The 23,067-nt window shown below is 47.2% G+C and carries 18 protein-coding genes; 4 read left to right on the forward strand and 14 right to left on the reverse strand.

Translation table 11 applies throughout. From position 1 onward, the window contains the following. Positions 1 to 5: 5 nt before the first annotated feature. Both NJR55_RS01420 and NJR55_RS01425 read right to left on the reverse strand, forming a co-directional pair. Positions 6 to 1,808, reverse strand: a complete 1,803-nt coding sequence (locus NJR55_RS01420; protein ID WP_253617193.1) for a cytochrome c/FTR1 family iron permease — start codon at positions 1,806 to 1,808, stop codon at positions 6 to 8. Positions 1,809 to 2,021: 213 nt separating this feature from the next. Beyond that, positions 2,022 to 2,696, reverse strand: a complete 675-nt coding sequence (locus NJR55_RS01425; RefSeq protein WP_253617195.1) for an SDR family oxidoreductase — start codon at positions 2,694 to 2,696, stop codon at positions 2,022 to 2,024. 183 nt (positions 2,697 to 2,879) lie between these two features. Between NJR55_RS01425 and NJR55_RS01430 the strand changes: the two genes are divergently transcribed. Next, a complete protein-coding gene (locus NJR55_RS01430; RefSeq protein WP_253617197.1) occupies positions 2,880 to 5,186 on the forward strand; it encodes a TonB-dependent receptor in 2,307 nt (768 codons plus the stop codon). 94 nt (positions 5,187 to 5,280) lie between these two features. Here the strand turns inward: NJR55_RS01430 and katG are convergent, their stop codons facing one another. Next, complete coding sequence (katG, locus tag NJR55_RS01435; RefSeq protein ID WP_253617199.1) at positions 5,281 to 7,461, reverse strand: catalase/peroxidase HPI; 2,181 nt, start codon at positions 7,459 to 7,461, stop codon at positions 5,281 to 5,283. Positions 7,462 to 7,614: 153 nt separating this feature from the next. Then, positions 7,615 to 8,859: a DUF418 domain-containing protein gene (locus tag NJR55_RS01440; RefSeq protein WP_253617202.1), complete on the reverse strand. Its 1,245-nt coding sequence runs from the start codon at positions 8,857 to 8,859 to the stop codon at positions 7,615 to 7,617. A gap of 65 nt (positions 8,860 to 8,924) precedes the next feature. Between NJR55_RS01440 and NJR55_RS01445 the strand changes: the two genes are divergently transcribed. Further along, entirely contained in the window at positions 8,925 to 9,563 is a 639-nt protein-coding gene (locus NJR55_RS01445) for a class I SAM-dependent methyltransferase (RefSeq protein WP_253617204.1), read from the forward strand. 147 nt (positions 9,564 to 9,710) lie between these two features. Here the strand turns inward: NJR55_RS01445 and NJR55_RS01450 are convergent, their stop codons facing one another. The 4 genes from NJR55_RS01450 to NJR55_RS01465 form a co-directional block, all read right to left on the reverse strand. Continuing rightward, positions 9,711 to 10,163 carry a hypothetical protein gene (locus NJR55_RS01450; RefSeq protein ID WP_253617206.1) on the reverse strand — a complete coding sequence of 151 codons (453 nt, stop codon included), beginning with the start codon at positions 10,161 to 10,163 and terminating at the stop codon, positions 9,711 to 9,713. A 147-nt stretch (positions 10,164 to 10,310) separates the two neighbouring features. Continuing rightward, the gene (locus NJR55_RS01455; protein ID WP_253617208.1) at positions 10,311 to 11,657 is read right to left on the reverse strand and encodes a nicotinate phosphoribosyltransferase; all 1,347 of its coding nucleotides are present in this window, start codon (positions 11,655 to 11,657) and stop codon (positions 10,311 to 10,313) included. Positions 11,658 to 11,811: 154 nt separating this feature from the next. Continuing rightward, on the reverse strand, positions 11,812 to 13,620 hold the full coding sequence (locus NJR55_RS01460) for a phytase (protein ID WP_253617209.1): 1,809 nt from the start codon (positions 13,618 to 13,620) through the stop codon (positions 11,812 to 11,814). Between the two features lie 29 nt (positions 13,621 to 13,649). Further along, a complete protein-coding gene (locus NJR55_RS01465; protein ID WP_253617211.1) occupies positions 13,650 to 16,190 on the reverse strand; it encodes a TonB-dependent receptor in 2,541 nt (846 codons plus the stop codon). A 202-nt stretch (positions 16,191 to 16,392) separates the two neighbouring features. Here NJR55_RS01465 and NJR55_RS01470 point away from each other — a divergent pair, with 202 nt between their 5' ends. Both NJR55_RS01470 and NJR55_RS01475 read left to right on the forward strand, forming a co-directional pair. Further along, entirely contained in the window at positions 16,393 to 17,298 is a 906-nt protein-coding gene (locus NJR55_RS01470) for a GGDEF domain-containing protein (RefSeq protein ID WP_253617213.1), read from the forward strand. Beyond that, positions 17,279 to 18,337, forward strand: coding sequence for a helix-turn-helix transcriptional regulator (locus NJR55_RS01475; RefSeq protein ID WP_253617215.1), 1,059 nt, complete (start codon positions 17,279 to 17,281; stop codon positions 18,335 to 18,337). Before NJR55_RS01470 ends, NJR55_RS01475 begins: the two co-directional genes overlap by 20 nt. On the opposite strand, the gene NJR55_RS01480 is transcribed toward NJR55_RS01475, so the two are convergent. The 6 genes from NJR55_RS01480 to NJR55_RS01505 form a co-directional block, all read right to left on the reverse strand. Continuing rightward, positions 18,332 to 18,841, reverse strand: coding sequence for a cytochrome b (locus NJR55_RS01480; RefSeq protein ID WP_253617217.1), 510 nt, complete (start codon positions 18,839 to 18,841; stop codon positions 18,332 to 18,334). The two genes, NJR55_RS01475 and NJR55_RS01480, sit on opposite strands and share 6 nt — an antisense overlap. Positions 18,842 to 18,934: 93 nt before the next feature. Beyond that, positions 18,935 to 20,161 (reverse strand): histidine kinase dimerization/phospho-acceptor domain-containing protein, encoded by a 1,227-nt coding sequence (locus tag NJR55_RS01485; protein WP_253617219.1) that lies wholly within the window; start codon positions 20,159 to 20,161, stop codon positions 18,935 to 18,937. A gap of 110 nt (positions 20,162 to 20,271) precedes the next feature. Next, the gene (locus tag NJR55_RS01490; protein ID WP_253617220.1) at positions 20,272 to 20,934 is read right to left on the reverse strand and encodes a response regulator; all 663 of its coding nucleotides are present in this window, start codon (positions 20,932 to 20,934) and stop codon (positions 20,272 to 20,274) included. Between the two features lie 8 nt (positions 20,935 to 20,942). After that, entirely contained in the window at positions 20,943 to 21,596 is a 654-nt protein-coding gene (locus NJR55_RS01495) for a tetratricopeptide repeat protein (protein WP_253617222.1), read from the reverse strand. After that, entirely contained in the window at positions 21,593 to 22,390 is a 798-nt protein-coding gene (locus NJR55_RS01500) for an SDR family oxidoreductase (RefSeq protein ID WP_253617223.1), read from the reverse strand. Before NJR55_RS01500 ends, NJR55_RS01495 begins: the two co-directional genes overlap by 4 nt. After that, on the reverse strand, positions 22,387 to 23,064 hold the full coding sequence (locus NJR55_RS01505; RefSeq protein WP_253617225.1) for an iron-containing redox enzyme family protein: 678 nt from the start codon (positions 23,062 to 23,064) through the stop codon (positions 22,387 to 22,389). The genes NJR55_RS01500 and NJR55_RS01505 overlap by 4 nt, the downstream gene beginning before the upstream one ends. Positions 23,065 to 23,067: the final 3 nt, after the last annotated feature.

Consider the following 23,067-nt stretch of genomic DNA (forward strand, 5'->3'; position numbering starts at 1 on the left):
AGTTTTTAGACGACTTTACTCAATTTTGATGAAACCTGCCGTTTAAATAAAGCCATCACAAGAATCAAATACACCAATTGCGCACCTAAGGTCTCCCAGCTGGCGTAAATACCCAGCCAGTCGAAGGTTACATCCACTGGAAACGCCGTATGACTAAACCAGGCAGCTTCCTGCAGGGCGCTAATGCCTTTACCCAGCAAAACAAAGACCAGAGCCAGAATGATGTACGTTGTGAACTTGAAAAACGTATTCATTGGCAGTTTGACTGAGTATTTAATGACAGCCCAGGCCACTACCGCCAGAACCACCAGGCCAAAGGCAAAACCATAGGCAACACTGCTGCCATTGTCCTGCGCCTGCAGTAGTAAAGACTGATAGAACAATACGGTTTCAAACACTTCTCGATACACGGCTAAAAAAGCAAGACCGGCAAGACCCCATAAAGCGCCCTGCTTTAGCTGAGTCTGCACTTTTTCCTGAATAAAGCGTTGCCACTGCTGCGACTGGGTTTTGCTGTGCATCCAGTAACCTACGTAAAACAATATGACGGCGGCCAGCAGCGCGGCCCCACCTTCAATAATCTCGCGGCTGGCACCACTAATGCTGATAAAGTATTCCGCCACCAGCCAGGTACCGACACCCGCAATTAGTGCCGTGATCCATCCCGCGTGCACATAACGCAGGCCGTCTTTGCGTCCGGAGCGCGCCAGCACTGTGCCAATTGCCAGCACAATGAGTAAAGCTTCAAGCCCTTCGCGTAACAGAATAACGGCGCTTGCGGCAAACAATGCGGATTCTGACAGCTTATCTTCCGACAACGTATTCGCCGCAACGTCCAGTTCCTGTTGCAACTGCGCTGTCATTTGCTCTACCTGCTGCAGCTTGCCGGGTTTACTGATAACCCCACGCAACGCCATCATGTCACGTTCTATGGTTCGCATTAGCTCCGGAGCTTTGGCATTAAGGGAATTTTCAGCTAACTCAAAACCATCGAGATACGCCGAAATAGCCAACCGCTTAGCTTCGCTGTAATTGTCCTGTTGGTACGCCTTTAAAGCCTGACCAAGGGTTATACGGGCAATTGCAATAGGACTGTTGACCGATCTCTCAGAAAAGTAACTACGGGCGTGAGTACGCGAGTAATCAATAGCGTTAGACGAAATACCGCGCTGCAATAAGGTATTCGGGCTGTAATTAATGAGTTCGCTCAACGCCACTTTTTGCTCAGAGTCGGCACTGTCATTAAACGCCAGACTGCCCACGTAAAAGGTTAACGCCCAACGCTCTTCTTCACTTAAATGACTAAAAGACGCCATTGCCGTGCCGTCGATGCCGTCGGACACCGCGTCAAATAACCCAAGTAATGAACGGTTATTAGCGCGCTCACGATCGGTAAAGTTGGTAGGCGTAGGTTCCAGTCCGGCTGCACCAGGCCCATCGCCCTTGCCACTCGCACCATGACAGGCAGCACAGTTTTGTTGAAATAGCTGTTTAACCTGCGCTTCACTTGCCAATTTCGATGGCAGACTTAATTTTGGCAGAGCCGATAACAGGGTGTCTCTTAGCTCACTGGTTAACGCAACCACAGCTTCCGGGTCGGCTTTGTCATTAATCAACTGCTTAAGCTTGTCCACCAGCTGACGCATTTCTGGTTGCACCGCCTGCGGCGCCTGTTCAGTTTTTTCACCAATAAGGCCGGCGAACTCGGTCATTTCGCTGTATTCATCGGGATTAATGACTTCACCGTTGGCTACCGCTTCGGAATAGTCTACGCCAACGTATTCCGCCAGCTGCAATAACTGACGCATGTCAGAACTTTGAGTGTCCGCTGAAGAATTGGCCAAAACCTGGCCGGAGAAAAGTAATGTGCCTATTAAGGCAATAGGGAAAAAGAATCGGGAAAACACGAGTACTCCTCAAGGCTCATGTCATAATCAGGCTTAAAATTATACAGGAACCTTGAGGAATATTAAATGATAACGATTGTTGTTTATCTTTAATGTCTCTTAATCAGAGCTGAATCAATACGCCGGCATTAAGAACACTTCACGCACACAATTACGCGGATTCGCATTGATTGAATACAACACTGCATCGGCAACGTCTTCAGGGGCCAGCTTGTCCGGCTTAGGTTCGTCAAAGAATGGCGTATTGACCATACCCGGTGCTATGGTTGTGCAGCGGCCGTTCCACTCTTTCATTTCTTCGGCCAGGTTCTGAGCAAAACCATGAACGAACCACTTAGTTGCACCATAAACCGAACCTTTTAGCGTAATTCGCCCGGCGGCAGAGCCTGTCATTAAAAAGTGACCGGTAGTTTTACGTAAGTGCGGCAAGGTCAGTTTAGCCGTGTACAGAAGACCATTGATATTCACATCCACCATAGACTTCCACTCGTCCGGGTCGCCTTCTTCTGTTCCTGCGGTCGAAACCCCGGTTCCGGCGTTAGCGAATACCGCATCCAGCTGACCAAATTTATCAACGCCCTGCTTTACAGCCTCGGCTAACTCGTCATAATTTCCGGCATCGGCAGCCACGCCAATGGCATTATCCGCACCAAATTCCTCAACCAGCGCATCCAGTTTTTCTTTCCGACGCGCCGTTAATATCAGTTTTAATCCTTCTTTCGCCGCTTTTCTGGCAGTAGCTTCACCAATGCCGCTTGAGGCACCTGTTATCAATAATACTTTGGACATACTTCCTCCTTAAATTCGTGTTTCTAGCTCTATTGTACTCTTCTAGTTTGCTTAGCGATCAACAACGGATAATAACGCACCGTGCTTTATACCCTTTCGAAGAAAAAACCAACATGTTATTGATACTGATTCGCATTTACATTAAAGTGGCGTTCTTATTAAAGCTGACTCACAAGTGAAACCATGGAGAATAAAAAAGTGACCGGAAAAAATGAAAGAATAATAACAGGCTTATGTGCATTCATTTTTGTTGGAGCTGCTTTTACCCCTCCCTTTGTTTCAGCAGAAGACGCTATGGATCAGTCGCAAAAAGACGGCCTGGAAATTATTAAAGTTCAGGGTGAAAAACGCGAGCGCTCACTGTCAGAAACGACCAGTAGTGTCGCCGTAACAACGGCACAAAAAATTGATCAGGAAAACTTGCTCGACCTTGGCAATATCATAGACAACACCGCTAACGTATCCAAGATGTACGGCGGTTCAGGCTTCACCATTCGGGGCATTAGTGACGAAAGCAATTCAGCTAACCCCTTATCCACTGTCTATGTCGATGGAGTCGCCCTTCCCAGCGAAATTAACGACGCCGGTCCATCGGATTTATGGGACGTTTCTCAGGTTGAAATTCTCCGGGGCTCGCAATCAACGGTGCAGGGCGAAAACTCACTGGCCGGCGCGATTATTATCAGCACACAGGATCCGACCATGGACTGGAGCTGGAAAACCAGAGCTATTTGGTCAGATCCAAACGACAGACGCTTAGCTTTTGCCGGTGGTGGCCCATTGATCGCCGACGAACTGGCTTTTCGGGTTGCAGTAGAAAAGCGTGATTTTGATGGTTTTATCAAAAACACCACGCGTAACGATATGGAAGACTCTGTCGACTCCATGGCCAGCCGATTCAAGCTGCTCTGGAAGCCCAAAGCACTGAAAGACTTTACTGCAAAACTAACACTTATGCGCGACGACCGTGAAGACCCTTATCGCTTCACGTATAGCCGCACCGATATCGAAGACTATTTTGATAACCGCGAAAACACCTCTAACCGGGAAAATGTGACTGATATCACGACGGACATTTTGTCATTGGACTTAAGTTATCAATTGAACGAAAACTGGGCGTTATCGTCCGTCACGTCTCAATCTGATTCGGACTCGCTGCGCTTATACGATATTGATTTAATCGCAGAAGATAATCAGTACGGCAGAATGGATCATGACTATCAAAATCGTTCTCAGGAATTACGGTTACACTTTGACTACCCCGATTTTCATGGACTGCTCGGCTGGTACTGGTCTGATCGTCAGAAAGACAGCGTTGATAACCAACTGGGCGGTGTCGCAACACCAGTAGCAACTATTGTCAGCGCATTACAAAATATGGGATTAGACGAGGCCACCGCCACTCAGTTTGCTAACAGTTATTCACAGGCGCTGCCGTCTATTCCTGTTGATTACGGTAATGATGTTGCCGACCGTTCAACCAACCAAGCTTTATTTGCCGACGTTGAGTATGCTTTAGCCGACGAGGTAGCACTTATTGCCGGTTTTCGTTACGACACGGAACGTTATACTTACGAGTCGTTAACTGAGGCTGAATTTGCCGGAACCTTACCCGACCCAACAAATTACGGCGAGCCCGGCACCGCCCCTCATAGCATTATCAGCGGCATCAATCAGGAAGTACTGAACCTGGTTGATCGCGCAGGTAACAGTGTTCCCGAAAGTACCCGCGACTTTAATGCCTTTTTGCCGAAGCTGGCGGTGCGCTGGGACTACGATAACAACGATTCGCTGGCTTTAACGGTACAGCGGGCCTACCGTTCCGGTGGTAGCTCGTACAATATAGCGCGTGCCGAAGTCTTCGCTTACGACCCGGAATTCACCACCAACTACGAGCTTTCCTGGCGCAGTCAGCTGTTAGACAACAAGCTTTTTGTCAGCAGCAACCTCTATTATATTGACTGGGAAGATAAACAAGTCAGCGCTGAATTCGGCCTTAACAGTTTTGATAACCATACAGTGAATGCTGGCAAAGCTCACTTGTACGGGGTTGAGCTTGAAGCGCGCCAATACGTCAATTCATACCTGGATTGGTACGGCTCGTATTCATATTCCAGAACCCAGTACGATCAGTTTGAAGCCATTGCCGGGGCTCAGGTCCGAAACTATGCTGGTACTGAATTCATCTTCGCACCTAAGCATACAGCTGCACTCGGCGTGAACTTATATCCGGCACGCGACTGGACGGTGAATGTAAACGCTAACTATCGCGACTCCATGAACATGGCAACCCGCGAGACCAATAACCAAGTATCATCACGCACTTTATTTAATGCAAAAATCAGTTACGACAAGTTCGACTGGTCGGCCTATATTTTCGCCAACAATATTTTCGACAAAGGCTACATCGAATACACACGACCTGATCTCCCGTACGCGATATTCGGCGCACCAAGAGTGGTTGGTGTTGGTTTCGAGGCTGAATTTTAATAGGCTAAAAGCATACTCAGTAAAACTGAATCGGCTATAAAAAAAGGGGCGCTTAGTAGTAAGCGCCCCTTTTTATTAACCAGCTAATTCAGTATTAAGCTAAATCAAACCGGTCTGCGTTCATTACTTTCGTCCAGGCCTTCACAAAGTCTTTTACAAACTTCTCCTGGTTATCGTCCTGAGCGTAAAGCTCTGAATACGAGCGCAGAATAGAGTTTGAACCGAAGACCAAGTCAATGCGGCTTGCTGTCCACTTAAGCTCGTCAGTTTTGCGGTCACGAACTTCGTAGTGACCATCCGCCTTCTTCCAGACATTATTCATGTCAGTCAGGTTAACGAAAAAGTCATTGGTTAAGGTACCAACACGGTCAGTAAATACGCCGTGCTCAGACTCACCGTAGTTTGCACCTAAAGCGCGCATACCACCAACCAGCACTGTCATTTCCGGTGCTGTTAAGCCCATTAAATGCGTGCGATCCAGCATCAGTTCCTCCGCCGGTACCGCGTAATCTTTTTTCAGATAGTTACGGTAACCGTCATGCAAAGGTTCTAACGGCTCAAAGCTTTCCACATCGGTCTGTTCGTCGGTTGCATCACCGCGACCCGGCGCAAACGGAACCGTTACGTTGTAACCGGCATCTTTTGCGGCTTTCTCAACCGCTGCCGTACCACCTAAAACAATCAAGTCCGCTAAGCTGACTTTCTTGTCCAGCGTCGACTGCAGCTCTTCCAGTACACGAAGGACTTTATGCAGTTTTTCCGGCTCGTTACCGTGCCAGTCTTTTTGCGGCGCTAAGCGAATACGAGCACCATTTGCGCCGCCACGGAAATCCGAGCAACGAAAGTTACGTGCGCTGTCCCATGCGGTAGAAATCAGCTCGTAAGACGTTAACTCTGTGTTTAATAACTTTTCTTTTAAATCAGCAATTTCTTGTTCGCTTAAGCTGTAGTCCACTTTCGGAATAGGATCCTGCCAAATCAGGTCTTCTTCCGGCACATCCGCACCTAAGTAGCGGTCTTTTGGACCTAAATCGCGGTGTGTCAGTTTAAACCAGGCACGTGCGAACACCTCTGAGAAGTACTCAGGGTCGTTGTAAAACTTCTCCGCAATTTTGCGGTAGTCCGGGTCCATTTTCATCGCCATATCGGCGTCAGTCATAATTGGATTATGACGAATGGAGGGATCTTCCACGTCAACCGGCTTATCTTCCTCTTTAATGTCGATAGGCTCCCACTGCCACGCACCGGCCGGGCTTTTCTTAAGTTCCCACTCGTAAGTAAACAGCAAGTAAAAGTAACCGTTATCCCATTTGGTTGGTTCCGTAGTCCATGCACCTTCAATACCACTGGTAACGGTATCGCGACCAACGCCTTTACCACCGCTGTTACGCCAGCCCATGCCCTGCTCTTCAACATCTGCAGCTTCGGGTTCCGGACCTAAGTTTTCTTCTTTGCCATTACCGTGACACTTACCCACAGTATGCCCGCCCGCAGTTAACGCACAGGTTTCTTCATCGTTCATTGCCATGCGTTTAAAGGTTTCACGCACATCCTTTGCAGTGCGAAGCGGATCCGGGTTGCCGTCAACACCTTCTGGGTTCACATAAATTAAGCCCATTTGCACTGCTGCCAGTGGGTTCTCCAGTGAATCACGCTCTTCATCTGAGCTGTAACGGTTTTTCGTTTCCGCCAGCCATTCTTTCTCGCTACCCCAGTAAGTGTCTTCTTCCGGATGCCAAATATCTTCACGACCACCGGCAAATCCGAAGGTTTTAAGACCCATAGATTCATAGGCCATGTTACCGGCCAGAATGAATAAATCTGCCCATGACAATTTGTTGCCGTACTTTTTCTTAATTGGCCACAATAAGCGACGCGCTTTGTCTAAGCTTACGTTATCAGGCCAGCTGTTTAACGGCGCGAAGCGTTGGTTACCTGTACCGCCACCACCGCGACCATCGGCTAAGCGGTAAGAACCCGCCGAATGCCAGGCCATACGAATCATTAAGCCGCCATAATGACCCCAGTCTGCCGGCCACCACTCCTGGCTGTCAGTCATAAAGTTTTTCAGGTCTTGCTTGAGTTCTTCAAGATCAATTTTCTTGAACTCTTCTGCGTAGTTAAAATCTTCATCCATTGGATTAGCTTTGGTGTCGTGCTGACGCAGAATTTCCAGCTTCAACGAGTTTGGCCACCAATGGGTGTTTGTTTTCTTCTCAGAGGTCATGCTGCCGTGCATGATAGGGCATTTTCCGCCGCCACTTGATTTAGTCATTTAGCCTTCCTTATCTTCTGTGTTCAATTTGAATACTTGTTATGTAAGTTATAGCAACGCCCGGCTACTTACTCAAAGGCAAGATTTCGTTTGCTTTGATAGGTTTTATAGATACAGGAGAAATGGCGGGAAAGATCGGAATGCCGTTAATATTCAACTTGTCACTTTTTTGAATGCTTGCCAACGACCATAGGTAGCCAAACGCCATAGCCACTCAAAAGGCCCATAATTAAAGTACTGCAACCACCACTGGCTTAATTTTAACTGAAGCAGCCAAAAAACGAGAGCCAACAATATCATTTCAAGCCGTCCAAGGTCGCCATATAAACCAAATCCGTAACCATAGAATAAGGTGGTGAAACACAGGGATTGCAGTAAATAATTTGTCAAAGCCATACGGCCAGCCGGAGCCATATTCTTCAAAATACTATTCTGATTTTTACTACGACAAAGCATTAAAGCAATAAAAGCCATATAAGCTACACACAACCCTAAGGACGAAATTTGCATTAGCGAATAAAGCAAAGCCGCATTAACTGTCGGCAAAAGCATTTCAGTAGCCGGTAAAGCACTTGCGTAAAGTGCAGCAGAAATTCCCGGTATCCCTCCCCAAATGAGGAGCTTCTTATAAACTTTAGTCTGCGGTTCTGTACTTGCAAAAACCCCGCTTCGACTAAAAGCTGCACCCAGAAGGAACAGTCCCAGAAAGGTCGAAAGTGTGAAGACAATCTCACTGCTAAAAATTAAAGAAAATTCCTCAATTCGCGCTTCAGTTACTTTTTCATAAACGCCAGTGGCGTATGCCTCGTTGGCAAAACCTGCGACCTCAGATAAAGAGCTTTGTATTTCGTTAGCTTCTATCCGGTATTGTTGTATTTCTTCTGAGGTTTGGTTCGAAGAGTGAACTGAAACTGCAGATAACCATAAAAGCGCAACGGGCAAAGCGATAAAAAATAATCCCCATTTCCACAGCCTGCTCGCGGAAGTTCCCACAAAAAATAATAGAAACAGTCCGGCTATAGAATAGATGAATAAAATATCCCCCGCCCAGACGAAAACAGCATGGGCTACACCAATAAGACCAAGCACTATGATACGCCTGAAGAACAACCATTTCGGTAAATTGCTATTCTGCGTCGCTCTGTCATAAAAAATGACAAAACCAATACCGAATAATAAGGAAAACATGGTGTAGAATTTTCCTTCGGCAAAAACAAAAAGGCTCCAGGCTATCGCGTAATCAATGCCACTTTCGTTACCTTCAACGCCTAATGAGGTCGTTGTTAGAGGGCTTTGAAAAAACGCCATGTTCATCAACAAGATGCCCAGCAATGAGAAGCCTCTGAGAATGTCGAGTAATTCAATGCGCTGACTGGAATTTATAGAACACGCTGTCATATTTCTCTAGTCGGTTACCGTCATCAAAACTAGCTTACTCGAAATCTCTGAGGTAGCATACCCCCATGCAATGTACTCTATGTTCCTCAATATCCAAGCCTTTTTGTGCAGATAAAAAGCGTCAGTATTTTCGCTGCACGGAGTGCGACCTTATTTTCGCCGACCCTGACACCCTGCTGTCTCAAGCCGAAGAGAAGCTCATTTACGACTATCATGAAAATGGTCCAAACGATGTTGGCTACCGTGAGTTCTTAAACCATCTGGCAAGCCCCTTACTGGATAAACTGTCTCCGGGTATGGAAGGTCTTGATTTTGGTTCCGGCCCAGGCCCAACATTGAACCTGATGCTTGAAGAACAGGGGATGAAGATGTCTGTTTATGACATCTATTACGCGCCGGATATCGGTCAATTGAGTTGTCTGTATGACTTTGTCACCTGCACCGAAGTAGCGGAACACTTTAGGGAGCCCAATAAGAGCTGGCCGCAATTAATTGACCTGGTCAAACCCGGCGGCTGGCTGGGAGTTATGACCTGCATGTTCACAAAAGAAACGGCTGACGACTTTAATCTGTGGAGCTACAAAGGTGACCCCACCCATATCAGCTTTTACACACCAAAAACCATGCAGTGGATAGCCCGGCATTTCCGGTTAGAACTTGAAATAGTTAGCAACAGAGTCATTTTGTTTAAAGCTCTAATTTGAATTTCATTTGTGAATTAGTACTAATTGCATCGGGCAGTTCAGTGTAGGCACGAACTCAACTGCGTCTCCTTTTGGGTATTGGAGCGACTCGATTTATATAAACTAAAAAAATATGGGAAGGGTAGCTTACCCTTCCCTATTTTCTATTTATGCAGTATTCGCAAGATCTTTCAGTCTTTCCAGAATATCGAGAGCTCTTACCCTTAACTGTGCATCTTTACCTTGTGCTACCCCAAACGATTGATCGGATTCTACAGATTTTCTTGCTAACGCGACTGTGTCATATTTCTTGTCAGGGGCGAATCCATGGCTAGGAGGAGCCCTTAGAGCCAGCCCTTCTTGTGATGTGATTAATCCATTCGATTCTAAATTGGAAGACATTTTACACAACTCATGATAAGACATATTTTCAGGATCATATTGATCTGCTATTTCTTGCCATTTACTCTCTGCATTAAATCCTTCGTCACTGATGGTAATTTTATCTACTCCATTTTCACTTTTTATCGAAGTATCTGAATTAGTTACAGTAACAGAGCCTTTGTTTTGTGTTTGATAAATAAGGCTTGCTTGGGTGTTATTATTTACTAGCATTTTCATTCCTCCAATGAATATTGCTATATGAGCCGATAAAAACTAAGCAAGATTTGTTCCATTATTTAATAACAACACCGGCGTCTTTTAATTCTTGCCGCGCGCTCTCAGACAAAAGTCGCTTTCATGAATATCCTCCGCTTAAAACCTGGGCTAGCCCTCTTGTTTAAGGTGTTCGGTTATTTCTTTCTGGTAACTTGCTAACTTATCGCTTATCTCAACCGGATAATATTTCTCCTTGCTGCTTATTGAGGAGACATACTCAGGTAATTTATTTAACTGTTGCTGCGCGTACTGTCGAATTTCTTCAATGTCGCGCTGGTGAGAAGGCAACCTTTTGCCGCTTTGCATCACTTTTTTCAGCAATGGTTCGCCGGGTAACTGCTCTTCTGCACGAGCAATAGTGTCGCGACGGAAGCTGTCCCCATACTCGCGAAAAACTTGCTTTTCGCCCGGCAAAACAGGCTTGCCACTGGAAAGTTTCAAACGCCCCTTACCCGCGTATTCAACCAGTTTGTAGGCCATATCAAGTGCCGCTGCGTCGTCGGAGACACCCATGCCGGTGCCGACACCAAAACCATCGATAGGTGCTTTGTCAGCTATTAGCTGAGCAATTTCATGTTCGTCCAGACCACCGCTGGCTATAATCTCTAAATGGTTAAGGTTATGTTCGTTCAGCAGCTTTCTGGCTTTAACAGCAAGCTCACCTAAGTCACCGGAGTCCAACCGAATGCCTTTTACTTTAAAGTCATCGCCCAGCTCATTGGCCAACTGAATGACTTTTTCTACGCCTTTTAAGGTATCGATGGTATCTACCAGTAAGACCGTTTCTGGAAATACTTTGGTGAAGTTTTTTAATGCCTGATATTCGGAGTTATGAGCCTGAATATAGCTGTGCGCCATGGTACCGGCTACGGGTAAACCATAAGTTCGCGCAGCCAGCATATTTGAGGTGGCTGCAATACCACTTAAATACAGTGCCCGGCTGCCTTTTTTGCCGGCATCGATGCCATGTACCCTGCGTGCACCAAAGTCCAGAACCGGCCGCTGCTCTGCCGCGTGGGCAACTCGTGCTCCCTTTGATGCCAATAGGGTTTGCAGGTGTATCTGATTCATCACCAGTGTTTCAATAAGCTGCGCCTGTGGCAGCGGTGCTTTAACCTCAACAATGGGTTCGTTTTCAAAGAATACCGTACCCTCAGGAAGCGCTCTGACCTGCCCGGTAAACTCAAAATCGTGAAGATAATCGATAAGCTGTTGAGAAAAGTTTTGCTCTTTTAGGTAGCGCAAATCGTCATCGCTGAACGACAGGTTTTCTATGGTTTCAAGCAGGGGATCTAAGCCCGCAGCCAGAAGAAACTTTCGCTCATTCGGAAGCCGCCGGACAAACAACGTAAAAACCGCGTCCTCTTGCATGCCTTCCTGTAAATACGCATCGAGCATTGTGAGCTGATACAAATCTGTGAATAGTCCAAGATCTTGCCGCTCAGTACCTGTCATAGCTTTCCTCTATTTAGAGTCTTTGCACTAAGTCTAGACAATGCACTCGCTTTTATGTAGCCAGAAAGCAGCAACTTCAGGCAGTAAGAAAAAAGCCGCCCGGCAGCTTTAACTACCGGACGGCTTTGTCAGTAAGTGTGTGAGAAGTAACTACTTACTTAATGGTTTTCAGAATATTCTCTAACGGCACCAGTTTAAGGTTCTGACCCGCTTCCGGCATACGGTTACGTCCGTCCTGAACAATAAACGCGCCTTGCTCAAACCCTTTACCCAGAGACTGAGTTGTTACGTCAATGCCATCGGTTTCTGATGCGCCATCAATAGCTAACTCGGTATTGGTGCGAATACGGAAGTGCGAAAGCAACGACCAGGGCGCCTGCCCTTCAAAAACAATGTAACTGTCGTTGCCCTGACTGGAAAGAAACAACAAGTCCCGGCCATCAACACTGGCGAAGGTAACACCTTCAATATCCGCGACCAGCTCTTCGTGTTGGTCAACATTAATAATGGCCTCACCGGAGGTTGAGCCATCACCGGCGGCATCAAATAGCCATACTGCGACGTCCTCTTCACCAACGAATAAACGTTGTGTTTTATCATCTACAACACAACCTTCTGGCTGAGAAGGAACGCTCAATTCTCTTACTTTCTCCATCTTGCCGTCGTTGCTTATAACAAACTGCTGAATAACACCCGATTTGCCGTTTACATAAACAGAGGCCTGTTCTGTCGCTTCGTTATAACCCATGCAAAGACCGTAAATTTCTTCAATGTCAGTGAGGATATTAGTGCTAACCGAAAGCCCTCCGTCGGCGCTAATATCGAACAGTTGCAGGCTGTTGTTGTCACGCAAAGAAGCGACTGCCCAGGAGCCACGGACATCGACATTATTGAGGCGGCCTACAGGGAGTTCCTGAACAATGTTACCGGACATGTCATAAACATAGAGACCGGTGCGCTTGTCTGTAGCCAAAATGCGGCTTTTCCCGGGTGCTTCCGGGTGTACCCAAACAGCGGGATCATCAATTGCGTCACCGCGTAACGGTGAGGGTTCAGTCTGCAGAGTTGCCTCAACCTGAGAAACTGGCTTTTTAACCGGACGCTGCTTTGACTCCAGAGTATCAATGGTCAGCTTGCTCATTACCGTCATGTCTTCTTCTGTCAGCAATAGCTCGCCATTTCCTAAATCAGACACATCCGTTAATGCTTCAGCGCCATCAATCGCAAAAGCTTTATCAAACTTAAAACCCTGCTCATTCTGGCGATACACCAACAACCGCGGCGGCTCTTCTTCCAGCACCAGCAAACTGCCATCATCAAGCAGCTCCAGCGCTTTCACTTCGCCTTCAATAACACCAAAAGGTTTGGCTGCCGCAATTAAGTCGCGCCCCTGATCAACTTCCGGCTCTGCGTTATAAGCCCAGACCGCCTGATCCGCTTCGGCAACGTACAGCTTTTGTTCTGCGTTCGATACAGCACAAGCCGTGCTGTCAAAAGGTACGTTCATATTGCGAACAACCAGCGGCTCTTTTAACCACTGCTCGTCCTGCTTTAACAACCGCTGTTCTGCACCGCCACGACCGCCAAGCAGAAATACAGACAGTTGCTGGTTTTCGTTACTCTCGTAAAAGCAGATATCCTCTACCACGCGGCTGGTAATTTCGCCCTTCCACACCGGCTGTATAGCTTTGCCGCTGGCACGCCAGAGAACAAGCTCCTGAGTGTTGCCTTCCATTGCGCCAATCAGGATTTCACCATTACTTAACGGCAGAGTCCGCAGGTGGAAAAAATCGCCTTCGGCAACGCGTTTATCACCCAGACTGAGTCCGTCAGCAGTAACTTTCAGATAGTCATTATTTACTGCGACTTTATGACGAACATTGGTCTCTGACGCTGACGTACCGCAAGCGGCAAGTAACATCAAACTTGATGCTACTGCGCTTAAAATCATTTTATTTCTCATGGTTATCCTTTAAATACCGTTATTCCACGTTACCAGTTAATTAGCTGCACACCCAGAGTGAAGCTGCGACCATAGCTTTCGTACTGCGCGTTGTATCTCTTCTGGCCGGTGTAAACATAGTAGGGTTCATCGGTAATGTTGTTGGCCGCAAAGCTAAGGCTGACATGGTCGTTAATTAGCCATTTCGCGGAAAAGTCCAGAGTCAAATTGTCGTCTTCGTAAATGTCGTAACGGCTGTCTTCAACGTCACCAAGCTCAGCCAGATACTTTGACTTATAGTTCGCTGCCAAACGTAAGCTGACATCATAAACTTCGTAGCCAAGCGCAAAATTTGCCGTCGTATCAGACTGGCTCGGCAGCGTGATGTCGCGTGACACAAGCTGACCATCGTCAATCCAGTCAACCGTTGCTTCCGAGTCAGTGAAAGTCAGGTTGGTATTGATTAAGAAGTTATCCAGCCAGTTATTAAAACCAGACACCTGATGCACAAAGTTGATTTCTAAACCGTACACGTAAGCGTCATCACCGTTGATATAAGTGACGGCTTCATCGAAGTTTTCGTAACCCGTACGACCGGCAACATCGGCTTCATAGACAAAGTTTTTAATGTCTTTGTAAAAGGCCATGGCGGAAATAACGCCCAGAGTATCGTCGTAATGCTCAATACCAAAATCGAGGTTTTGCGTAGTTAATGGCTCAAGATCCGGGTTACCGAATTCAGCTTTCAGGTCGCCGTCGTCGTTTTCCAGGTAATAGCTGGATCTGACTTGTTCAAAATTGGGTCTGACAAGACCGGTGCTGTAGGCCGCTCGAATAATAGTGTCATTACTTAAGTCGTAGCGAGTGACCACACTGGGTAGCCAGTTTGCATCGCTGAACTTATCCGAAACCGGTGTAAAGGTTTCCAGTTCATCGTCATAACGGTTGCCGCGCCCGGTGCGTTCCTCATGTTCATAACGTGCGCCAGCAATAACCTGCCACTTGCCAAAGCCCATGTCGGCCATCAGGTAACCGGCGCTGATGTCTTCATCAATTTCGTAAGATGCAATTCTCGATTCAACCTCATCCCGGAAGTTTTGTAACTCGAAGGTATTAACCATATCCCAAAGTTTGTCAGCGGAAGCGCCGGGGCCAAATCTGTCCAGGCCATACTCAACATTTGACGAGGTTTCGTAGTCAGCAAGCGTTAATCCAGTAACACCCAGGTCAGCAAAGTCTTCCATAATAAAGATGTTTTCTTCTGCGGACTTTTCGCGCTGACTTAACTTAATACCGCCTTTAAAGGTGACCTGATAGCTGGGTTGTAACCAGTCATAAGCCACATCCAGCTTAACGTTCTTTTCAGTCTCTTCGGTGTAGGCGTCACTCACTTCGACTTCATCGAGTTCGTACTCTGACGCCTGATAAGCAGTATCTGGCGCGTTCAGTTGCAAGCGCTTCAGACCTGAGTAGCCCAGTCCGTCATCGAATTCCTGTGTGAATTTGGCTCCGCCAATAGCAAAAGGCTGATCTTCGCTGGCTTTACTGGTACCGGCCTCCAAAGTGACATGCCAGTCATCAAATTTCTGTTTAGTACCCAGCACAATCGCTGTAATTTCCTGGGTTTCTTTACGATCTTTAAGCTCACGAACAATTTCGCCGCCAGCACTAGCTTCTGCGCGAATTGGATCAGAAAATTCAGTCACAATACCCTGACGAATTTCGGTATCCGCAAACTCACTGTACAGCGAGCGCAGGTAGAATTCGGAATCATCCGAAGGACGATAGTCCAGGTTTAAGGCTAAACCGGTTCGTTCACGGGTAACCGAATAGGCACGTTGTTCAAATTCTTCCAGACCCGGTTCATCCAAATCCCAGTTACCGCCGGTTTCAACGTTGTCGGTAGTAAATGAGCGATCCTGATAACTACCAGCAAAAGCGATACCAAAACTGTCCGCTTTATCACCGACATCAAAGGTGTTGCTAACAACACCGGAAATTTTTGGGTTCGTTTCGCTGGCCTGCTCGTTATAACCAACATCAGCAGTAAAAGAGTAGAACGAGCCTTCACGATCAAAGGCCGTCATGCTTTGCAGTTCAATATTACCGCCAAGGCTGCCTGCTGAGATATCAGGCGTCAGGGTTTTATTAACCACAACCGATTCCAGCAAATCCGCAGGAATAACATCTAGCGCCACGGCTCGGCGTCCGGCTTCAGGAGCGGCCAGCGAGGTGCCATTGTATGAAACCGAGTTTAAATCGGGGGCTAAACCACGAATGCGAATAAAGCGTCCTTCACCCTGGTCGCGTTCTACAGATAGACCCGGAATTCGCTGCAACGCATCACTAACGCTGTCGTCCTGCAGCTTACCCATGTCATCTTTTTTCAGAACATTGATAATACCGCCAGACTCGCGCTGTTCTTGCACGGCACGTTTTATTGAGTCGCTGTAACCAATAGTCAGCACTTCTTCAATGCGCTTTTCTTCGGCAGTTTTATCCGTGCTGTCGTCCTGCGCTTCCTGAGCCATAAGCGGAGAGGAGGCACCACATGAAACAGCAATAAGCCAAGCTAAGTATGTCTTCTTCATAATCATTCAAACCCTGTCGTTTTTTGATTGATGCGGCATACCTTAAAAGTAAAAAGTGACAATATGAGGATGCATATCACCCATTTATGAGCTCTTTTGATGCGGGTCAGTTAAGCTCAGAAAGCGAAACCAGCGTCACCAAACTGTCACAACCTGAGGTTAGAGTGTCTTTGTTCTAAAGCCGAGATATGCAGAGACTTCAATGCGAATGATTAATTTACGCTATATCAGCAACTGGCGAGTTCTGCTCATTGCCGTAGTGGTTCTGGTTTGTTTGCTGCTTAGCAGTCAACTGGGTGTAGTTAAACCCTATGAAATCGTTGATCCGCTGGACATTCTTGGCGAGGGGTCAACCCTGTTCCTGACCATTTTAATTGTCATATTTACGGTTACTGACCGGCCACGGGGAAATGTAACCAACCTGTTTTACAGCGGTGGTCTACTGCTTATTTTTTCCATGACGCTGGACGTATTAGACGAATTTTTTCGTTATCCGGATGCCCTACGGTTACTAAGCTGGCTGGAGTCCTTTCCGCTTCCTGTGGGGCTGATTATAATTAGTTTTGCCGCAGCTGAATGGCGGCGTGAAAACAAAATGCTGTCACGACAACTTATGGTACGCGAAAAAAACCTGCGGTCTCATCAGTGGGTCGACCCTTTAACCTCACTGTACACCACTCCTTACTTTATCAAGCTGGTTGAACGGGAAATAGCGTTACAAAACAGTACTGATGCAGAGTCGACTGTACTGGTTAGCGTTAATTTCAAGAACTTCGCGCAGTATAATCATGAAATGGGTACAAAAGCCGGAGATGAACTTTTGCACCAGGCCAGCGAGTTAATGGTGTTACTGCTAAGGCCTCAGGACTGTCTGTGCCGGGAACACAGTGACCATTTCTTAATACTGCTTCCGCAAACTCGCTTGTCGCAAGCCGACAGATTGATGAAGGTTATAGCTCAGAATCTAAACTCCGAACTAGAGTTACCCAATTACATGAGTGTGGAAGTGCATACTCACCACGTTGAAGAACTCTCAGCTGTTGATGCAATTACCGCATTACACACGCAAGTTGAGGAGATGACTCACTATGCGCCCCTGGCCAACTAGCGACCAACGCCGTTTGCTTGGTAAACCTTTTATTCGGGCGCTGCTGCCACTTGCCGAGAGGCGGGGCATTTCCTCTTCGGAGCTTTTCAGGGGCACCTTATTATCTGAACAAAAACTGCAAATAAACAACTTTCGGCTCACCGATCATGAAATGCTGTCGTTACTGGCGTCCGCCGAAGAAAAAATTAACGATCCACACTTGTGGCAGCTGGTTGTAGAAACACTGTTCAGTGACAGACTGAACCCACTGATTGACCTGACCGTTCACGCGCAGACTCTAAAGCAGGCGCTTATTCATCTGTCGCGCTTTCAAAGCTTGATACAACCCTTTTTATTTGCCCCCACCCAACGCTTTGAAAATTACTTACAACTGGACTTTATTCCGGTTGAAGGGCTGTCAGGGAAAATGAATCAGCTCTGCTATTCTGCCAATTGCAAAATTGGCGTAGCAATACTTCTAATGCTGGGCAGAGCGCGTGGCTTAGCCGTTAACCAGTGGCATGTTTCTCTGCCTGAGGATATTTCGCCCTTACCCACCTGGAAAAAATGGGTAAAAGAGGTGAGCTCACGCCCTATTTGCGGACTCTCTATTCCGGCGGAACAACTTCAGGAACATTCGCCTGAGCGCAACTTAGCCCAATATCATCAGGCTCTTAGCTTTTGTCAGATGCAACATCAGACACAGACTCAAGCTTCTGCCATGCTAAGCGTTTTTAAGTGGCTGGATTATCAACTCGAAACGGGCCATGACGCCTCGCTAACCGAGTTGGCAACTGAAATTGGAATTAGCCTTTCCTCGTGCAAACGCTTACTGGCAAGTCATGGCTACAGCTTTCAGCAAATATATGACCTGGTGCGGCTACACAGACTGCTGAACCTGCTGCAAAAGTACCCCTACAGCAACGTCGAACTTGCGCAGAAGCTGGGCTACAGTAACCCCAACAACTTTCGACGCGCCTGCAAACGCTGGCTGGGCATTGTCCCGGAAGAGCTGCGCCAGCAGCAATCTGCGCTATTTATTTCCAATTCAGCTTTATGATCGGGTTATTTCCTCATTTGACAGATAGGTAAAGACAGCACCCGCAATATGCACAACCAGCAGAGCAGGCAGTACGTACAAGCCGGTAATTTTATGCACTTCTTCCGCCGGTTCGTGAACAATACTTAGAGCAGTGAGATCAAGATTAACGGTAAACCAGTCAAACACCGCCAGCCCTTCATTTTCAGTAAACAAATACAAGGGACCAGTAATAATCAATAGTGTCAGTCCAAGTAAAATCAAATAATGAACCACCCGGGCAAATTCGTGGCGCCTATCTTGTGTTTTATGTGCAGGAAAACCCATTTTTAAACGATAGATTGTGCGCCAGAGCAAAAACCAGAAGGCAAAAAAACCAACGCCAATATGGGCGGCTTCTGCATATGAGCCAGATGCTCTGTCATTTGCGAAAAACATCATATACCCCAAAGTCAGCATGACCACCACAAAGATCACGCTGAACCAGTGGTTTATTCGCGACAAACCCGAATATCGAATATCCATAACGACTCCGAAAGGTGTTTAATGGCCTGAGTATAGGCACACTACCTTAAGGAAATATTAAGCTTATGCGCTCAACGCCGGGAATACAGCCGCTTATTGATCCGTATCAAAAGTTACAATAAAACAGAACTCATCATCGATATGTCGAAAGTTAATCTGAACGCGGAGCTGCTCGGCTAGATTCTTCACAATACTCAGACCCAATCCTGAGCCCTCAACATCCAGCTGTTTCCCGCGATAAAACCGCTCGGTAATTCGGTCAATATCAATAACATGATCTGCGGCGACACGGTTACAAACAAAAATCTGGTTTTCGCTGACTTCGATTCCTATATGAGAGCCCGGAACCGCATATTTAATAGCGTTATCCAGTGCGTTGGCAAACAAAAGATAGAGATAACTTTCATCACTTGTTTGCTGAAACACAGTGGGAACTCGCGCATCGTAACTAAGCCCTTTTGATTCTGCAGTAGAGTACTGATCGGCAAGTACCTGCCTGAGTACACTGGCAACATTAATCTGCTTTAGCTGCTCAGGTGGCAGCTCAGCTTTTGACAACTGCAACAAGCTCTCAACCAATTTGACTAGCCGCTCGGTACTGTCTAGCAGCGGCTGCAGCTCATCCTGTTGCTCTGAGGTAGAGTTCCCAAGCCGACTTTGAAGCTGAGCCTTCAAACTTGCCAGTGGTGTTCGTAATTCATGCGCTGCATCGGCTGAGAATCGCTTCTCTCGCAAAAATGTCTGCTCAATGCGATTAAGATAGTGATTCAATGAGCGTTTCACCACTGCCACTTCTTCTCTGTCGTTACCTTCAACAAAAGCCGTGTAATCATCCGCAGATTTATGCCGTAACTCGGCAGCAAGGCGATTAAAACTAGAAAAATTTTGGTTGATGGTCCACCAGCCCAGCCACAACATAAAGGGTAAAATGAGCATTATCGGTATAACCGTATCTATGGTTAAATCCATGCGCAGCTCCGAGCGAAAGTCATCCTCCTGCAACATCAATACTCGCTGCTGTTTAGCCGTATTATCCAGACCAAAGGCATACCACAACTCGCCCCCCACCTGTTTTTCTGAAAACCCCGGAACAAATTCAAAATCAACGGCATCCGGAGCACCTTCAGTTTGTAAAATAACGTCGCCCGAGGAGTTCTCGAGCCGATAGGACAACTTGTCTTCATAAGTATGCGCGTCGAGTGAGGCAATCGTTGTGGTCGATTCAGGCATGAGCTCAGAGTTGACTGCCATCAGAGCGGACAGCGTTTTTGCCTGCTGCAGCATTTCCGCATCAAAAAGTTCATCAACCTCATGGCTCACTTCAAAATAGATCCATACTGCTGACAGGGCTGAACTCAAAAGATACAAAAGAGATACTGTGACGAGGATACGTCTGCGAATGGAATTTAATTTATGCCTTACCCGCTGAACTACTTGCATTGCAGTCGGTAACCAATGCCGCGAATGGTCTGGATCCACTCTTTATGACCCAGTTTCTTGCGTAAATTATGCACATGCACCTCCAGGGCATTACTTTCTACCTGAGTCTCGTTTTGGAAAACCACTTGTTCAAGCTTATCGCGGCTGTGTACACGCTCCGGTGCGATCATTAATGCTTTCAATAACTCAAATTCCCGGCGCGAAAGGTTAACGGCCTGCCCTTCAACAACAACGGTGTGGTTGGCATCATCCAGAACAATATCACCCACTTTTAACTCCGGCGAGGCATAGCCGCGCTGGCGACGAACCAGAGCCCGCAAACGGGCAGCCAGTTCGTTCATATCGAATGGTTTGATCATATAGTCGTCAGCACCGTTATCCAATTGCTTTACAATTTCAGTGGATTGGTCTCGCGCGGTCAGCACCAATACGGGCAAGGTCATACCCTTTTTGCGGAGGCTGGCCAACACCCGAGTTCCATCTAAATCCGGCAACCCCAAATCCAGCACAATGGCGTCGTAGTGAGTTCTGTTTAGTTCACTAATAGCCGCCGCCCCGGTGCGTACCCGCTGAACCAGAAACTGACGCTCGGACAGGCCAATCTCCACGGCCTGCCCTAACATGGCATCGTCTTCAACCAGTAACAATTCCATGCCGTCAATTACTCCTTAAGTTCATGGTTAATCTTTTTCAGTAACGCCTGAACCTCTTTGCGTCGCTCGGCATCAGCTAATGGCCGCTGCTCACGAACGTCAGCAGCCAGCGCATGCTCGGCGTATTTTTTAGCTTCTGAATACTTGTCCTGCTCATACAAATAGTCCGCGTAAAAGTAGTTAGGGTCAATACCGTCGGGGTTTATTTCCAACGCGCGTTGTAATAACTCACTGGCTTTGTCGTCGTCACCAAAACCAAACGGCCAACCTGGAACTTTGTAGTATAACGTGCCGAGGCTTGCATAAGCGGAGCCCTGCAAAGCTTGCGGGTCAAGCTGTAATGCTTTTTGCAGGGATTTTCTTGCGTCTTTTGCCAGACCCAGCGCGCCCAAACCACCTTCAGCACCCGCCTGAGTACTTTTAATAATACCCAGCCAGATATGCGCCTCGGCGTTGTCGGGCTCTTGCTCAACCCATTTTTCAGCTTGCGCCGACAAGTCTTCGAACGCTTTTAGTTGTTCATCTTCCTTAAGTTTGTAATTCACTTCAGCCCAGCGTTGCTGAACGCTCAGCAACTGACTGGCTTCTTCCGCAGCAGCTGGCGACAGGTAAAGCGTTACGGCTAACGCCATTGAGGTAAATAATACAGTTATCGGTTTCATAGCGATTTCTCCTTGATCAATTGATGTAATAAAGTTCGTGGCTTTTTCATACTGCTGCTAACCAGTTCAGGGAGCAGTCCGTTGAGTCGGACGAATAATTTTTCCGACCAACCCAGGGTTTTCAGTGGTTGTTGTTGCTCAATTTGATGAACAATTTGTTGCGCAACCCATTCCGGGGCATCAGCCGAGGCTTTCAACTGCTGATTTAAACGACTGATAACGCCATTATTAAGTTGCGTCTGTATTGCTCTGGGAGCGCAGTAAAGTACTCGTACGTCGTCAGACAGCAACTCACGCTGCAGCACTTCACTAACTCCCCGTAAACCAAACTTGCTGGCGCAATAAAGTGCCTGGCCCGGAAAGCCAATAGCGCCGAATACAGAGCCAATATTCATGACCCAACCATGGTTTGCTCTTAGTTGAGGCAGTAATCTCTGAATAAGGGCCACGGGCACGGTTAAATTGGTATCAATAACACGCTGAATGTCTTCCGTAGTTGCCTCTTCAAGCAGCCCTTCGTGTGTGGTTGCCGCATTGTTGATAAGGCCAGTAATACTCAGGCTCTGCTGCTCAATAAAATCATGCAACTGGACTGTTGCATTCGGCGCACGTAAATCCAGAACCAAATAGTCCTGATGCAAACGTTCGGCAAGTGCCGCAAGTTCCGGCTTAGAACGTCCTAATAAAAGAAGGCGGGCTCCTTTCGCGCTAATCTGCTCGGCAAGTTGTGTTCCTAGCCCACCGCAGGCGCCAGTCAGTACTATGCTTTGTGATTTCCAGTTTATTTTGCTCATACGCCTGGTTCCGGTTGTTCTCCCGCCAGCTCCGGCAGCGCTCTGAACATGTCGCCATAAAGACGATAAACGTGTTTAGCGGTTTGAATAATGGCGCGCTGCGCGTCGGCGTCTTCAACTCGGTTCATCAGTTGCTCAAAAAACTGAACATGTTCCTGATCCAGGTCGCCGTGGGACAGCAAGTAACTAAAAGCCGACTCAGGCAAGCCCAGTGAGGTCTGGATTTTTTGCGCCGCTGTCGTCGCCAGCTTCACACTGGTTCCTTCCAGCACGTGCGCCATGCCAAAGAACGCAGTGGGGTGCATATTGTCTATGGCGTTATAAACCAAAGACACCATGGCCTGTGTCGATGTATGTGGCTCTGAGTTCTGCACCACGTCCACATCACCACCGGCGCCTTTAAGGTCGTTGAGTATCCAGCGCTCATGACCATATTCTTCGTCAATGTATTCAATGACCGCTTTGCGCAGCCACTCATCCTTTAATGACAGGCGGCTGCCACAGCGCATCAGCAATGGAACCGTATGCTTTACATGGTGATAAGCCTGGCTTAAAAAAGCTTGATAGCGGGACATTGAAATATCGCCCTGCAATGCCTGTTGAATGGGTTTAGCGCTCAGCAAATACTGCTGCTCTGTCTGTGTTTGTTCACATAAGGTGTTAAAAAAAGACATAAA

The sequence above is a fragment of the Idiomarina rhizosphaerae genome (assembly GCF_024159085.1).
GTDB lineage: Bacteria > Pseudomonadota > Gammaproteobacteria > Enterobacterales > Alteromonadaceae > Idiomarina > Idiomarina rhizosphaerae.